Origin of the sequence: Salinisphaera japonica YTM-1, assembly GCF_003788585.1 — a bacterium.
Classification (GTDB): domain Bacteria; phylum Pseudomonadota; class Gammaproteobacteria; order Nevskiales; family Salinisphaeraceae; genus Salinisphaera; species Salinisphaera japonica.
The window spans coordinates 1-15,660 of sequence record NZ_AYKG01000068.1 but is presented as its reverse complement, the minus strand read 5'-3'; the positions used below and the strand labels follow the sequence as shown (position 1 = coordinate 15,660).

Below are 15,660 nucleotides of genomic sequence, written 5' to 3'. Positions count from 1 at the left end.
CCTGGCCGGATTTTGGGCTCCAACGCGGCGCTCGTACGAAACGGCAACAGCCCCTCGGCTACCCACGGGGTTGCCCGTCAAGATACAATAGCGGTTTGGTCACGATCGTCGTGGCCGTCTGTTTATTGTTGTCTGGAGTAACCATGGCCGAGCGCACTCTTTCCATCATCAAGCCCGATGCCGTCGCCAAGAACAAGATCGGCGAGATCTATCGTCGTTTCGAAGACGCTGGCCTGCAGATCGTCGGTGCTCGCATGATGCATCTGTCGCGCGAGCAGGCCGAGCAGTTCTATGCCGTGCACTCCGAGCGCGGTTTCTTCAACGAACTGGTGTCGTTCATGATCTCCGGCCCGGTGATGGTTCAGGTGCTGGAAGGCGAGAACGCGATTACCAAGAACCGTGATCTGATGGGGGCCACCAACCCCGCCGAAGCCGAAGCCGGCACCATCCGTGCTGACTTCGCCGAATCCATCGACGCCAACGCCGTGCACGGCTCGGACGCCGCCGAGACCGCGGCCAACGAGATCGAATTCTTCTTCGGCGACGACGGCGTCTGCCCGCGCTAAGGCGCGCCGACCGGCGCGCCAACCCAGGAGGACGTCATGAGTGATGTCGTAGAGCCAGACACCCGACAGCACGTCGAGCCCAAGGCGGGCACGCGCACGAACCTGTTCGGGCTGGATCGCGACGCCATGTCGTCCTTCTTCAAGGCGCATGGCGAATCCGCGTTCCGGGCCAAGCAGGTCATGCAATGGATCTATGCCCGCGGCGTGACGCAGTTCGACCAGATGACCGATCTGTCGAAAAAACTGCGCGAGCGTCTGCCCGAAATCGCCACGATCCAGCCGCCCACACGTATCCGTGAGCAGGCCAGCCGTGACGGCACCCGCAAGTGGTTGCTGGCGGTCACCGAAGACCTTGATCCCGATAACGCGATCGAGGCGGTCTATATTCCCGAGGCTGATCGCGCCACGCTGTGTATCTCCTCACAGATCGGCTGTGCGCTGGATTGTTCGTTCTGTGCAACCGGCAAGCAGGGTCTCAACCGCAATCTGACCACGGCCGAGATCATCGGTCAGGTCTGGATGGCCGAGCACGACCTCCGTGCACAGGGCCAGGTGCACGGCAATCGGGCGCTGTCGAATATCGTGTTCATGGGCATGGGCGAGCCGCTGGCCAATTACCGCGAGGTCATTCCGGCGATTCGTATCCTGTTGGACGACTATGGCTTTGGCCTGTCCAAGCGACGGGTCACCGTGTCGACCAGCGGCATGGTGCCGTTCATGGACCGGCTGCGCGAAGAAGTCGATGTTGCGCTGGCCGTCTCGTTGCACGCGCCGACCGACGCCCTGCGCGATGAGCTGGTGCCGATCAATCGCAAGTACCCGCTCGAAGCGCTGATGGGCGCCTGTGATCGCTACGTCGAGAACAAGGAACGCCGCGCCCACGTGGTCTATGAATACGTGTTGTTGGCCGGCGTTAACGACCGGCCAGAGCATGCCAAGGCGTTGGTCAAGCTGTTGTCCAATCGCCGCGCAAAAATCAATCTAATTCCGTTTAATCCGTTTGATGGCTCGGGCTACGAGCGTCCGGCCGAAGCAGATATCAAAGCGTTCCAGGACCGCCTGCATGCCGGCGGCTTGCGCACAACGGTGCGCCGCACCCGCGGTGACGATATCGATGCCGCGTGTGGCCAACTGGTCGGCCGTGTCAAAAGCCGGCAGAAACGTCATTTTCGTGACGTGCCGATTCGTGTTGAGGGCAAGCCGGCCGAGCGTGCATGAGCCGATCAGCCGGTCTGCCTGTTGCGCTAACACTGGTCTCGGTTCTCCTCGCAGGCGTCGGGCTGGCGGGCTGCGCGGCCGGACCTTCGGTGGATCGCGCGAATGCTGCGGAGGCCACGGCCGATATCGGTGCCGAGCACTTGCGACGCGGCGATAATGATCGGGCACGAACCGCCTTCAAGCGGGCGTTGTCCTACGACGACGATAACTTCACGGCGAACTGGGGCATGGCGGTGATCAGCGACCGTACCAACGCCGTGCATTCGGCCCAGCGATACTTCGAGCATGCGCTGGCGGTTCGTGACGTGCCGGCGGTCTATAACAGCTATGCCGCGTTCCTGTGCCGTCATGACCAGCCCGAGCGCGGTATCGAGATGTTTCGCCGTGCGCTGGCCTCCGATAACGCGGTGGATCGCGCCGATACGTTAGCCAATGCCGGGTTGTGCCTGGCGCGTGCCAACAAGCGTAAGCGCGCCGCGGACTATTTTCGGCGTGCTCTTGAAGCCAATGCCGATCAGACCACGGCCCTGACGCAGATGGCCAAGATCGCATACCATGAGCGCGATTACATGAGAGCGCGGGCCTTTACTGAGAGGGCCGACAGCGCCACGCCACTGGCACCCGATCAGCTAAGGTTGGCGGCACGTATCGAAAAGGCGCTCGGTGATCCGGCTGCTGCCAGCGCCTACATGACGCGCTATGACGACGCAGTATCTGCAGCCCCGCGATCGAGCAGCGAACTGGAGCAAGCGCGCCCATGACGGCACCCGAAGACGAACAGAGCCAGCCCGTGGGCCCGGAAACACCGGCCACCACGGGTTTGTCCGAAAACAAGGCCAGCTCGGTCTCACCGGGCGAGATGTTGCGCGAGGCACGCCTTGCCCACGACTACAGCGTGGAAGATCTCTGTGCCCAGACCAAGCTGGGCCCAAAAAGCATCAACGCACTGGAAGACAACGATTTCCAGGCGCTGTCGCAGCCGGTCTTCGCGCGTGGCTATTATCGCCAGTGTGCCAAGGTGCTGGATATCGACCCGGACCGGATCTCCAAGGCTTACTCGGCCTGGGCAGGTGAGCCGGAAAAGACTTCACCCGGCTCGGTCAGCAACGTCAATATCATCACCTCGGACGTCACACCGGGCGGCTCGCGCTTCGGCTGGCTGCTGCTCGTTCTGGTTATCGTCGTGGCCGCGGTGGCCATCATGCTGCTCGTTTCGCCGGGTAGCGATACAGCCGACGATAACGACCAGCCGGTCGCCACGGCCACCACGGCCACCACGGCGGCACCGACCGCCGACGAGTCCGCCGACAGTTCAAGCGATACGGCCGGCCAGACGCCACCGGTGACCGGCGAGTCGGCCTCGAACACGGCCGGTGCCGCCGGCCCGGGTGATGAGGCCCCAGTGGCCCGCACGGGTGAAACCACCAGCGGGCGCAACGTCAATCAATCGCTTGGTATTCAGCCGCCGAATCAGGCGGGTGAGAACGGCCAGGGCGACAGGCCGGGCAACAAAAACACGCCAGACGTGCCGGCCAATCGGCTCGAGCTGTCGTTCGACAAGCGCTCCTGGGTGCGTGTGACCGACGCCAATGGCAATCGTCTGGCCTCGGGCATCATCGAGGCCGGCCAGACCGAGACCTATGAAGGCAAGGCGCCGTATCAGATCCGCCTGGGCTTTGCCCCCGGTGTGAACGTATCCATCGGTGGCACCCCGGTCGATGTAGCGGCCCTGACCAACGGCTCGAGCGTGGCCAATATCGAGGTCGCCGCGCGAGATGACGGCAGCGACACCGGCGCCCCACAAGACCAATAGCTCAAGGACCTCTCTCGCGATGAGTCAGCGTATCCAGTCGATCCGCGGCATGCACGATGTGTTGCCGGCCGAAAACGCACGATGGCAGACGCTGGAGCGTATCGCCGGCGAAACGTTTGCAGCCTATGGCTACGAACAGATCCGCTTGCCGATCATGGAACATACCGGGCTGTTTGAGCGCGGCGTCGGTGATACCACCGATATCGTGGAAAAAGAGCTCTATACCTTCGAGGATCGCGGCGGCGAACGCATGTCGCTGCGCCCGGAGGGCACGGCCAGTGCGGTACGCGCGGGTATCCAGCACGGTCTGTTGCATAACGCGACACAGCGGCTGTGGTACGCCGGGCCGATGTTCCGCTATGAACGGCCACAGAAAGGCCGCCAGCGTCAGTTTCATCAGTTTGGCGTCGAGGCCTTCGGTCAGACCGGCCCGGATGTGGATATCGAACAGATCGCGATTTCCGCGCGTCTGTTCAAGAAACTGGGCATCACCGGCCTGCGGCTCGAGATCAACACGCTGGGCACGCCGGCCGAACGCCAGATCTATCGCGATGCGCTGCACGCTTATTTTTCGGCGCACCATGAAACGCTGGACGCCGATAGCCAGCGCCGGCTCGATCGCAACCCGCTACGGATACTCGATAGCAAGAACCCTGACCTGGCCGAGCTGATCGCCGGCGCGCCCACGTTGACCGATTATCTGGGCGAGGAATCGGCCGCGCATTTCAAAGGGCTTTGTGACGGTATCGCGGCGCTGGGGATCGACTACACGATCAACCCGCGGCTGGTGCGCGGGCTGGATTATTACACGCGCACGGTCTTCGAATGGCTGACCGATGACCTGGGCGCCCAGAATGCGGTCTGCTCGGGCGGGCGTTTCGATGGTCTTGTCGAGCAGTTGGGGGGCAGTGCCACCCCGGCCACCGGTTTCGCGCTGGGCATCGAGCGTGTGGTCGCGCTCATGGAGGCCCAGGATGTGCCGGTCGACGACATCGCCCCGCACGCGTATCTGGTCTATCAGGGCGAGCGGGCGAGTGCTGCGGTACCGGCATTGGCCGAATCGCTGCGCGACGGTCTGCCGTGGTTGCGGCTGCGGGTGCATGCCGGGGGCGGCAGTTTCAAGTCACAGTTCAAGAAAGCGGATCGAAGCGGCGCCCGTCTGGCGCTGGTGTTCGCCGACGATGAAGCCGAAGGCGATACCATTCAGATCAAGCCGCTCAAGGATGATCGCGATCAGGAAGTCGTCGCTCTGGATCGCGTGGCCGAGCGTATCGCGTCGTTACTCGACGCTTAAAACAAGGAATCGCGCGTAGCACGCGCCGACTCGAGTCCAACAAGGGGATTGCATGGCCGATTACGACAACGCAGAGCTGGCCACCGCCAGACGCTGGTGGCAGAACAACGCCGGCCCGGCCATTGTCGGCATCATCGTGGGCATCGTGCTGATCGGCGGCTGGTACGGCTACGACTGGTACCAAACCCGTCAAAGCACCGAGGCCGCCAAACTGTATGCCCAGGTGGCCACCGGCATCCAAGCTGATAACGTCACCGGCGGCCTGGTCAACGAGGTCGACCGGCTGCAGGATGATTACAGCGGCACGCCCTATGCCGCGGCCGGCGCGATGTCGTTGGCGCGTTATTATGTGCAGCAGGATGCGTTCGACAAAGCCCGCGAGCGGCTGACCTGGGCACACGAAAACGCCAACGATGCCGGTATCCGCGCGATCGCCGGCGTTCGTGCGGCCCGCGTCGAATGGGCACAGAATAATGCCAAGGCAGCACTTGCGCTTCTGGATGATGACCATCCGGGCTCATTTGATGCGTTGTACAACGAGCTGGCCGGAGATATCCATATGGCCCAGGGCGATCGCCGTGCCGCCCACAAGGCGTACCAGAGCGCGCTGGACACGCTACCGCAGGACGTGGCGCGCCAGCCGCTGGTCGAAAAAGCCAGTGCCGCGGCACCGCTTGATACGGCCGATACGCAACCCTTGACCCCGTCGGACAAGACCCCGTCATGAAGTATTTGTCTAAAACCGTCTGGCCCGCCGCCCTGGCTGTGGCCGCGAGTGCGTTGTTTCTCACGGGCTGTGGCGGGGGCTCGAGCATCGCCCAGCCCAAGCCGCTGACCGAGCTCAACGCGCCTGCCTATCACATGCAGGTTCTCTGGCATCGCAACTCGGGCGAGGGCAGCGGCAAGTTTGAAAGCGGATTCGTTCCCGCGACCGGGGGCGGGCTGGTATACACCGCCAACCGTGACGGCGAAGTGGCCGCGTTCCGGCTGGAAAACGGCAAACGCGTCTGGCACGAAAACACCGACAACCAGTTCGTAGCCGGGCCCGGCCTGGCCGGCGATACGCTGTTGATTGGCACGCGCGACGGCGACGTGGTGGCCGTATCGGCCGCCAACGGCAAGACGCTGTGGCAGACCAGTCTGGCCAGTGAGGTGCTTTCTGCCCCGACAGCCGCCGGCAATATCGCGGTGGCGCGTACGGTGGATGGCCGTGTGGCCGCGCTGGATCTGGCGACGGGTGAGCGGCTGTGGACCATCGAATCCAACGTGCCGAACCTGACGCTGCGGGGCACGGCCACGCCGGTCATCGTGGATCAGACGGTTTATGTCGGCACCGACGGCGGCAAGCTGCTCGCACTTGATCTGTCGACCGGCGAGCAGCGCTGGCTGCAGACGGTCGCGCTGCCCAGCGGGCGCTCGGAGCTCGAGCGGATCGTGGATGTCGATGGCAACGCGCTGATCACGGGCGATACGATCTATGTCGCAAGCGCCGGCGGCGCGCTCGTGGCCCTGCAACGCGAGGGCGGGCAGCTGCGCTGGAAAGAAGACATCGCCTCCGAGGGCAATCTGGCCATCGATGGCCGCCATGTCTACGCCACGGATCTAAACGGCGGTGTGTGGTCGTTGTTTCGTGACTCCGGTGACACCGAATGGAAGACCGACACGCTGGGCTATCGCTCGGTATCGGCGCCGGCGGTGATGAATGGCAATGTCGTCGTGGGTGATTACGAGGGCTATGTCCACTGGCTGTCAGCCGACAACGGCGACGAGATCGCCCGCGGGCATCCGATCGGCGAGGCCATCAACGCACAGCCCGTGGTTCTCGATGACAACCGCGCGCTTATTCTGGGCGCCGAGGGCGAGCTGGCACTGGTACGCTTCGTGCCCAATAACGGATAGCGCGGGCCATGCGCGGCGTGACGCCGCGCGACAGCTCGTCGATAATACACACCCGGCATGCGCGGTCGCGTCTGCCGGGTTTGTTCGTTCATAGCCCGGCCAATCCAAGAGTTCTCTTATGTCCGAAACCGGGGCAGCGCTGCCCGTGGTGGCCCTCGTCGGCCGGCCGAACGTCGGCAAATCCACGTTGTTCAACCGACTCACGCGCTCGCGCGATGCGCTGGTGGCCGATCAGCCCGGCGTCACACGTGACCGCCAGTATGGCTACGGTGCCCATGCCGGGCAGCGCTTCATCGTGGTCGATACCGGCGGTATCGGCCAGGACGATGAAGATATCGATGCCCGCGCGCTGGCACAGACCGAAGCCGCGCTCGCCGAGGCCGATGTCGTGCTGCTAGTGGTGGATTTCCGCCAGGGCATCATGGCCGGCGATGAAGCGATCGCCGAACAGCTGCGCCGGCGCGGTGCGCATGTCTTCGTGGCGGTGAACAAGAGCGAGGGCCAGACCAGCGTGTCGGCGGCGGCCGAGTTTCATGCGCTGGGCCTGGGTGATCCGTGGGCGATATCGGCCGAGCACGGCGATCGGATCCGTCTGCTGCTGGAGCAGGTCTTCACCGATCTACCGCCCCCGCGGGCCACGGTCACCGCCCATCGGGCCGATGCAATTCGCCTGGCCGTGCTCGGCCGGCCCAACGCCGGAAAATCGACCCTGGTCAACCGGCTGGTGGGTGACGATCGCATGCTGACCCAGGACGCGCCCGGCACCACGCGCGATGCCGTGGCCAGCGAGTTCATGTTCAAGGACAAGCCCTATGTGATTGTCGATACTGCTGGGGTGCGCCGACGGGCGCGCGTGGACGATCACATCGAGAAGATCAGCGTGGTCAAGGCCATGCAGGCCGCGGAGCAGGCCCAGATCGTGCTGTTGATCATCGACGGCGTGAACGGCCTGTCGGCCCAGGATATTCGTCTGCTCAATCTGGCCGTCGAGCGCGGCCGGGCCGCGGTCATCGCGGTCAACAAATGGGACGGCTTGAGCGAAAAAGAGCGGCTCACGCTCCATGCCCAACTGGTCGAGCGCATGGGCTCGTTCGATTTCCTGCCGCTGGTGTTCATCTCGGCCCTGCACGGCACCGGCCTGGATGATCTGCTGGGCGCGGTGGGTGATTCACATCGCGCGCTGTTTGCCGAACTGTCCACGCCGCGGCTCTCGCGAGCGTTGGAGGCCGCGGTTGAAGGCCACGCGCCGCCGGCCATCCACGGCCGGCGCATCAAGCTGCGCTTTGCTCACCAGGGCGGGCAGAACCCGCCGACAATCGTCATCCACGGCAACCAGACCCAGCGTCTGTCGGCCGAGTACAAGCGCTATCTGACGCATCAATTCCGTAAAGCGTTCGATCTCTACGGTGTGCCGATCCAGCTGGTGTTCAAAAACAGCGACAACCCGTATGCCGGGCGCTCGAACAACCGCGGCAAGGACCGCGATCGAGGCAAGCCGCGTCGTTGAGCGTGCGGGCCATGTAATCCGCATAAAAAAAGCGGCGCTCCATGAGCGCCGCTTTTTTTGTCTGGCCGAAATGATATCTAGCGTCGATGACGCGGCGTCGGCGGTTTGCCGCGCCGCGTCAAGATACGGCCTATTGGGTGAGCAGGAAGTCGGCGACCCAGCCGGTACGCCCGTCGTCGAACTTCACATAGCGCCAGTCGTTCTGTTTCTTGAGGATCTCGACGCCATCGCCTTTCTTGGCCTGGAACTTGACGTAGTTATTCGTGCTGGCGCCGCTACGAATATTGACCACGTTGCCCTTGATGCTGGCACGCTCGTTCTGCGGTTCCGGCTCGGGTTTGGGCTCGGGGGCCGGTGCCGGCTCGGCAGGTGCCGGCGCCACGCCAGCCGTGTCGTCGGCCTCGTCGGTCGGGGCGGGGACATCGCACTGCTTGAACCAGCCGAACCAGCCGTTGAGTGTCTGCTGGAAGCCGTTGCAGGTACTGGCCGCCGCACCGCTGGCCGGGTTGTACTTGTCGCGTGCTGCGGCGTCGTATTCTTCGGTATGGCCGTCCTTGAACACCAGATGCGGGTACATCTTCTGGGGCTCGACGACCAGCGGGCCGCGGGTGATTCGATCGCTGTGCGAATCCGGCATGCTGGTGGGCTTTTCGCCGTTGATCAGGAACTGCCAGAGCTCGACGTGCAGGGCATCGCCTTCACGGTTCCAGCCCAGGACCAGGCCGTCGTCGTTGTAAACGAAGTACAGCCGACGGATCTGCATCCAGATCGTGGCATCGTCGATGTTGTCGTAATTGCGCACGCCTTCTTCATAACGCAGCTTGGTCACGCCGTTGGCGGCTTCCCAGACTTTCGGCGTGCCGTCGAAGGTCAGGCCCGGATTTTGTGCATTGGCAAAGCCGTCGCTGCGCGCGTTGACGATCGCCCCGCGGCGCAGGCTGTCCCAGGCGAACACGCGGCGAAGACCGGGCCCCGCCTCGATCTTCATCTTGCCGGCGGCAGTGCTGGCAACCACCTGTTGGCCGGCGTCGAGCACCGAGGCATTGGCGCTCGGTACGGCCGGGCCGCCCTCGGGAATCGGCGGCGGTTCCGGCGTGACCAGTCGCGGACCGGTCGCACAGCCGGCCATGCCCAGAGATAGCGCGATAGCACAGGCCGCCAGCGCCCGGCGCGTCGTGAGAACTTGTAGCGAAGTGGTCATGATTTGACGTTTGAACCCCTTGAACTTGGACGCGCCGCACCCGCGGCACGCTGCGATTATTGGTATTCGGTTTGTTGCGGTGTCGTTCGGTCTGATCGGCTGGCCTCGACCGTGCAGTCCAGTCGCCCTCGGGCCAGGTCGATGGCGATCCGGTCACCCGGCGATGCGCTATGGGCATCGCGAATCACCTGATCGTTGGCATCACGAGCTATAGCATACCCGCGCGCCAGCGTTTGCAAAGGGGAGACGCCGTGCAGTGTGCGCATGGCCACGGCCAGGCGGCGCTGGGCATTGTCCAGCCTTGAAACACCCACGCGATCAAGACGTTGCCGCAGGCCCGCCACCCGCTGACGGGCGGCCACAATGCGCTGTTCCGGGCGGGTGCGCGCCAGCCGGTCTTCGACTAATTGTAGAGTCTGACGATGCATGCGCAGCCGGCTGGTAACGACTCGCGCGAGGCGCTGCTCGGCTTCATCCAATCGTTGGGCGGCAATCTGTACGCGGCGACGTGGCGCCTGACGTTCCAGCCGGGCGTTCAGACGCACCAGGCTCCGCTGCTCGGCAACCAGCTGGCCAATCAGCCGCTGGCGAAGCCGGGCTTCCAGCGCCGGCAGACGCTCGGTGGCGGCACTCAGATCCGGACAGACCAACTCGGCGGCCGCTGAAGGCGTGGCCGCGCGCACGTCGGCGGCCAGATCGGCAATGGTCACATCGACTTCGTGGCCCACGCCTGAAACCACCGGAAGCGCCGAGGCCACGATGGCCCGGGCAACGGCTTCATCGTTGAAGCCCATGAGGTCTTCCAGCGCGCCCCCGCCGCGCACCACCAGCAGCACGTCGCAATCGGCTCGTTTATTGGCCAGGGCAAGCGCCTTGACGATGGCCGCGGGGGCGGCCTGGCCCTGAACCGGCACGGGGTAAATACGTATCGCCCCCAGCGGGTAGCGCCGCGCGGCCACCGACAACACATCGCGAATGGCCGCGCCGGTGGCCGAGGTGATCACGCCGATACGCTTGGGCGAGACCGGCAGGGCGCGCTTGCGGGCGGCAGCGAACAGGCCTTCGGCGTCCAGCCGATCGCGTAATTCTTCGAAGGCGCGCTGCAACGCGCCGGCGCCGGCATCCTCGGCGTGTTCGACGATGAGCTGGAAATCACCGCGGGCCGGGTACAGGCTCACTCGTGCGCGCAGGCGCACCTGCACGCCGTTTTCAAGTGCCACGCGCAGCAGTCGCGCCTTGGATTTGAACAGCGCACAGCGAATCTGTGCGGTGCCGTCCTTGAGCGAGAAATACACGTGGCCCGAGCGCGGGCGGGCCAGATTGGAAATCTCGCCCTCGACCCAGAGCAGGCCGAAGCTGTGCTCCAGCAGGTCGCGCGCGGCGTTGTTGAGCTCGCTGACGGTGAAGACGGTAGACGGATCGCCTGGGCGCATGGGCTCTCGCTGATAGGGAACGGCCGGGCGTGATCGCGTGCGATCTTGCCTGTATAATCCGCGGTCTTTGCGGCGGCACGGGCACGATAACGCCCCCGGTCACCGCGCACACTGCGTGAGCCTATGACCCTGAGAATCAACGAGCAAGCCCTGACGTTCGACGACGTTCTGCTCCAGCCCGCGTATTCCGATGTCTTGCCGCGCCAGGTCGATCTGTCGACCCGGCTGACGCGCGGTATCACGCTGAACATACCACTGGTGTCGGCGGCCATGGATACGGTCACCGAAGCCAGCCTGGCTATCGCCATCGCTCAGGAAGGCGGGATCGGCATCATTCACAAGTCGATGTCGGCCGAGGCACAGGCCCGCCATGTGCGCATGGTCAAGAAATACGAATCCGGCGTTATCTCTGACCCGATCACCGTGCGCTCGAACGCCACGATCCGCGAAGTGCTCGAGCTGACTCGCTCGCACGGTATCTCCGGTGTGCCGGTGGTCGATAATGGCCAGCCGATCGGCATCGTCACCAGCCGGGATCTGCGCTTCGAGACGCGCTTCGATGCCGAGGTCACCCAGGTGATGACCCCGCGCGACAAGCTGGTCACCGTGCAGGAAGGCGCGGACCGCGACGAGATCCTGTCGTTGTTCCATACCCATCGCATCGAGAAAGTGCTGGTGGTCAACGACGCGTTCGAGCTGCGCGGGATGATCACGGTCAAGGACATCCAGAAATCCAGCGACTTTCCCAACGCCTGCAAGGACGGCAACGGCTCGCTTCGCGTGGGGGCCGCCGTCGGCCCCGGCCCGGATGCCTTCGAGCGCGTGGCCGCACTCGTTGAGGCCGGTGTGGATGTGGTCGTGGTCGATACCGCGCACGGGCATTCCTCCGGCGTGCTGAACACGATCGGCGAACTCAAAAAGACGCATCCGCAGCTACAGATCATCGGCGGCAACGTGGGCACGGCCGAAGGCGCCAAGGCGCTGGTCGCGGCCGGCGTGGATGGCGTGAAGGTTGGCATCGGGCCGGGCTCGATCTGCACCACCCGTATCGTGGCCGGCGTGGGCGTGCCCCAGATTTCTGCCGTGGCCAACGTCACGGCCGCGCTCGCCGATAGCGACGTGCCGGTCATCGCCGACGGCGGTATTCGTTTTTCCGGCGATCTGGCCAAGGCGCTGGTTGCCGGCGCGCACGCGGTGATGATCGGCGGCATGTTCGCCGGCACCGAAGAGGCCCCGGGCGAGATCGAGCTTTACCAGGGGCGCTCGTTCAAGGCTTACCGTGGCATGGGCTCGCTGGGTGCCATGAGCGGCAATCAGGGCAGTGCGGATCGTTACTTCCAGGACCCGTCCGAAGAGATCCAGAAACTGGTCCCCGAAGGCATTGAAGGCCGGGTGCCCTACAAGGGCCCGCTCGGCGGCATCGTGCACCAGCTGATCGGCGGCCTGCGCGCGGCCATGGGCTACACCGGTTGTCATGACATCACCGAGATGCGTACCCAGCCCACCTTCGTGCAGATCACCTCTGCCGGCATGAAAGAATCCCATGTCCACGACGTGAACATCACCAAGGAAGCGCCGAACTACCGCGTGGACTGATCCGCGCTGTTGTTCACGAACCCGAAAAAAGCGCAGCTCGGCTCTCGTTCTGCGCTTTTTCTGGTTTGGAGATGCGGTTTTTATCCGCTGATGAACGCCGATGGCCGCAGATTGAAGACAAGGCTTGATTGTGTACGAGACTTAGTCACCACGACTCAAAGTAAATCTTGTACGCGAATGAACACGAATAAACGCGAATAAGTCAGCAGAAGGATACGTCGAACGCCAATGCACAGGCCCGTACGCGCTCGGCTGAACTTGGCACTCGATCATGAAACAAGATGAAATAGGGCGATATAAAACATAGTGCTGTTTCGAAAAGCCCAAGCGCAGCCCGTCACGCAAGGCGCCACGAAACGCGCATCGGCACGACAGCCCAACCGCCATCTGCGTTCGTCTGCGTCCATCTGCGGATAAATGTCTTCAAATAGAAGCAGCCCGGCGAAGAATTTCAACGCCGAGACAGAATCTGTGCAATCTGCGAAATCTGCGGATGAATGCCCTAAAGAATCACCACCGAGCTTGGAAACCACGATGACCCAGGACATCCACGCCGAAAAGATCCTCATTCTGGATTTCGGCAGCCAGTACACCCAGCTCATCGCCCGGCGCGTGCGTGAGGCCAACGTCTACTGCGAGATCTATGCCTGGGACGTGGCCGATCGCTACGTCGAGGCGTTCGTGCCCAACGGCATCATTCTTTCCGGCGGGCCAGAGTCGGTCACCGCCGAAAACGGCCCGCGGGCGCCCGAAGCGGTCTGGGCGCTGGGCGTGCCGGTGTTGGGTATCTGCTACGGCATGCAGACCATGGCCGCCCAGCTCGGCGGTGAGGTCGAAACTTCCGAGGTCAAGGAATTCGGCTATGCCCGCGTGCGCGCCCGCGGGCATTCCAAGCTATTCGCCGACATCCAGGATCACGTCAACGACGAAGGTCACGGCCTGCTCGACGTCTGGATGAGCCACGGCGACCGCGTCAAGGCCATGCCCGACGGCTTCAAGCGCATCGCCAACACCGATAGCGCGCCGCTGGCCGGCATGGCCGATGAAGAACGCGGTTACTACGGCATCCAGTTCCATCCGGAAGTCACCCATACCCACCAGGGCAAGCGCATCCTCGCGCGCTTCGTGCACGAGATTTGTGGCTGTGGCCAGCTCTGGACCAGCGCGCATATCATCGACGATCTCGTTGCTCGTATTCGTGAGCAGGTCGGCGACCAGCGCGTGCTGCTGGGCCTGTCCGGCGGGGTGGACAGCTCGGTAACGGCCGCCCTCATCCACGAGGCGATCGGCGACAACCTCATCTGTGTCTTCGTCGACAACGGCCTGCTGCGTCTCAATGAAGGCGACGAAGTCATGGCCACCTTCGCCGAGCACAAGGGCCTGAACGTCATCCGCGCCGACGCCGAAGACCAGTTCATAACCAAGCTCGAAGGCGAGGCGGACCCGGAAGCCAAACGCAAGATCATTGGCAACACCTTCATCGAAGTCTTCGATGCCCACGCTGCCGAACTCACCAACATCGACTGGCTCGCCCAGGGCACCATCTACCCCGACGTCATCGAATCCGCCGGCTCGGCCACCGGCAAGGCCCACGTCATCAAAAGCCACCATAACGTCGGCGGCCTACCCGAAGACATGAAACTCGGCCTCGTCGAGCCCCTGCGCGAGCTGTTCAAGGACGAAGTCCGCGAACTCGGCCTGGCGCTGGGCCTGCCGCGCGACATGCTCATGCGCCATCCCTTTCCCGGCCCGGGGCTGGGCGTGCGCATCCTTGGCGAAGTGAAAAAGGAATACGCCGACAAGCTCCGCAAGGCCGACGCCATCTTCATCGAAGAACTGCGCAACTCTGGCTGGTACGACAAAGTCAGCCAGGCCTTCGCCGTCTACTTGCCCGTCTCCAGCGTGGGTGTGACCGGCGACGGCCGCCGGTACGAGCACGTCATCGCACTGCGTGCCGTCGAAACCATCGACTTCATGACCGCCCGCTGGGCGCATCTGCCGTACGACCTGCTCGAACACGTCTCGTCAAGAATCGTGAACGAGGTGAGCGGTATTTCGCGGGTGGTCTACGACGTGACCGGGAAGCCTCCGGGGACGATTGAGTGGGAGTAGGGCGATTATCAAGTTAGTTGGTTGATCTAAAAGGCGCCTTGAGACCGAGGCGGCTTTTTTAGTAGCCAGGAAAGAGGCGCGGCTTTCAGCGAAGCCAGACATGCCGTACAGTTTATTGATCCGAGCCGTACGAGACTGTAATGGCCATAGAAACATCCAAGCTGACGATTCGTTTGCCGGTTGAAGACGTAAAATTCGTCAAACGCTATGCGAAAGCGAACGGTCTGAGCGTGACTGAAGTTATCGATCGCTATCTTCGTCGCATGCGGCTACTGGATAGCGAAGCGCGGCCGACAGCGCTAGATGAAATAACGGGTCTGCTACCGCCCGATATGGACGTCGATGCCGAGATGCACGAGCGTCGCCTCACGAAGCACAGCCGGTGATTCTCATTGATCTAAACGTTGTTCTCGATGTCGTGCAGAAAAGAGAGCCGCACTACGGGGCGTCGGCCGCCGTTATCGGCCGGGTGACCGAGGGGCATGTACCTGCAAGCCTGTCTGCCCACGCATTCACCACACTTCACTATCTGGTGTCGCGACACCAATCCGATGCCACGGCAAATCGCGTCGTGGACTGGCTGCTCAAATATTTTGAGGTCGCAGGTACCACTCGACGCGAGTTGGAAGCGGCTAGAAAGTTGGACTGGCCGGATTTCGAAGACGCTGTCGTTGCCGCGACGGCTGAGTCTTTAGCCTGCACCCATATTGTCACTCGGAATATTCGTGACTTTCGTGAATCGCCGACGCCGGCGTTGACGCCCGAGGAGTATCTTTTTGAAAACCGATAGTCGGGCGGCAACATGGTTGCTACGACCAATACCGTGGTCTGTCCCTGAGGGTTCTGTCCCTGAGGGTGGATTCAGGTTCCAATCGCAACGCGGCCATTCTGCGTGAGCACTTCGTGGGGCGTTCGATAGCTGAGCCGTTTTCTAGGTCGATGATTGAGTAATTCGACGGCTTTGTCGAGTTCAGATTGATGAACCGGGTCGAGCGAGCGACGTTTCGGAAAGAATTGTCGC

The 15,660-nt window shown here is 63.2% G+C and carries 15 protein-coding genes; 12 read left to right on the top strand and 3 right to left on the bottom strand.

The features are described 5' to 3' along the window. Window positions 1-143 precede the first annotated feature (143 nt). From ndk to der, 8 genes are all read left to right on the top strand, one after another. On the top strand, window positions 144-566 hold the full coding sequence (gene ndk, locus SAJA_RS14220; protein ID WP_123659339.1) for a nucleoside-diphosphate kinase: 423 nt from the start codon (window positions 144-146) through the stop codon (window positions 564-566). A 36-nt stretch (window positions 567-602) separates the two neighbouring features. Further along, complete coding sequence (gene rlmN / locus SAJA_RS14215) at window positions 603-1,784, top strand: dual-specificity RNA methyltransferase RlmN (protein ID WP_123659338.1); 1,182 nt, start codon at window positions 603-605, stop codon at window positions 1,782-1,784. Next, window positions 1,781-2,545, top strand: a complete 765-nt coding sequence (locus tag SAJA_RS14210; protein WP_123659337.1) for a tetratricopeptide repeat protein — start codon at window positions 1,781-1,783, stop codon at window positions 2,543-2,545. Before rlmN ends, SAJA_RS14210 begins: the two co-directional genes overlap by 4 nt. Beyond that, the gene (locus SAJA_RS14205; protein ID WP_123659336.1) at window positions 2,542-3,597 is read left to right on the top strand and encodes a RodZ domain-containing protein; all 1,056 of its coding nucleotides are present in this window, start codon (window positions 2,542-2,544) and stop codon (window positions 3,595-3,597) included. Before SAJA_RS14210 ends, SAJA_RS14205 begins: the two co-directional genes overlap by 4 nt. Window positions 3,598-3,616: 19 nt before the next feature. Beyond that, the gene (gene hisS / locus SAJA_RS14200) at window positions 3,617-4,891 is read left to right on the top strand and encodes a histidine--tRNA ligase (RefSeq protein WP_123659335.1); all 1,275 of its coding nucleotides are present in this window, start codon (window positions 3,617-3,619) and stop codon (window positions 4,889-4,891) included. Window positions 4,892-4,943: 52 nt separating this feature from the next. After that, window positions 4,944-5,618 carry a YfgM family protein gene (locus SAJA_RS14195; RefSeq protein ID WP_123659334.1) on the top strand — a complete coding sequence of 225 codons (675 nt, stop codon included), beginning with the start codon at window positions 4,944-4,946 and terminating at the stop codon, window positions 5,616-5,618. After that, the gene (bamB, locus tag SAJA_RS14190) at window positions 5,615-6,790 is read left to right on the top strand and encodes an outer membrane protein assembly factor BamB (RefSeq protein ID WP_123659333.1); all 1,176 of its coding nucleotides are present in this window, start codon (window positions 5,615-5,617) and stop codon (window positions 6,788-6,790) included. Before SAJA_RS14195 ends, bamB begins: the two co-directional genes overlap by 4 nt. A 118-nt stretch (window positions 6,791-6,908) precedes the next feature. Continuing rightward, entirely contained in the window at window positions 6,909-8,297 is a 1,389-nt protein-coding gene (der, locus tag SAJA_RS14185) for a ribosome biogenesis GTPase Der (protein WP_245963342.1), read from the top strand. 130 nt (window positions 8,298-8,427) lie between these two features. Here der and SAJA_RS14180 read toward each other — a convergent pair whose 3' ends face one another. Both SAJA_RS14180 and xseA read right to left on the bottom strand, forming a co-directional pair. After that, complete coding sequence (locus SAJA_RS14180; RefSeq protein WP_123659332.1) at window positions 8,428-9,498, bottom strand: SH3 domain-containing protein; 1,071 nt, start codon at window positions 9,496-9,498, stop codon at window positions 8,428-8,430. Window positions 9,499-9,554: 56 nt separating this feature from the next. Beyond that, window positions 9,555-10,931 (bottom strand): exodeoxyribonuclease VII large subunit, encoded by a 1,377-nt coding sequence (gene xseA, locus SAJA_RS14175; protein ID WP_123659331.1) that lies wholly within the window; start codon window positions 10,929-10,931, stop codon window positions 9,555-9,557. Between the two features lie 129 nt (window positions 10,932-11,060). Here xseA and guaB point away from each other — a divergent pair, with 129 nt between their 5' ends. Beyond that, window positions 11,061-12,527 carry an IMP dehydrogenase gene (gene guaB, locus SAJA_RS14170; RefSeq protein ID WP_123659412.1) on the top strand — a complete coding sequence of 489 codons (1,467 nt, stop codon included), beginning with the start codon at window positions 11,061-11,063 and terminating at the stop codon, window positions 12,525-12,527. A 269-nt stretch (window positions 12,528-12,796) separates the two neighbouring features. Here the strand turns inward: guaB and SAJA_RS15185 are convergent, their stop codons facing one another. Next, entirely contained in the window at window positions 12,797-13,075 is a 279-nt protein-coding gene (locus tag SAJA_RS15185; RefSeq protein WP_184999912.1) for a hypothetical protein, read from the bottom strand. Here SAJA_RS15185 and guaA point away from each other — a divergent pair. From guaA to SAJA_RS14155, 3 genes are all read left to right on the top strand, one after another. Beyond that, the gene (guaA, locus tag SAJA_RS14165; protein WP_123659330.1) at window positions 13,062-14,639 is read left to right on the top strand and encodes a glutamine-hydrolyzing GMP synthase; all 1,578 of its coding nucleotides are present in this window, start codon (window positions 13,062-13,064) and stop codon (window positions 14,637-14,639) included. The two genes, SAJA_RS15185 and guaA, sit on opposite strands and share 14 nt — an antisense overlap. 140 nt (window positions 14,640-14,779) lie before the next feature. Next, window positions 14,780-15,025, top strand: coding sequence for a DUF6364 family protein (locus SAJA_RS14160; RefSeq protein ID WP_123659329.1), 246 nt, complete (start codon window positions 14,780-14,782; stop codon window positions 15,023-15,025). Beyond that, entirely contained in the window at window positions 15,022-15,429 is a 408-nt protein-coding gene (locus tag SAJA_RS14155) for a type II toxin-antitoxin system VapC family toxin (RefSeq protein WP_123659328.1), read from the top strand. The genes SAJA_RS14160 and SAJA_RS14155 overlap by 4 nt, the downstream gene beginning before the upstream one ends. The last annotated feature ends 231 nt before the right edge of the window (window positions 15,430-15,660 follow it).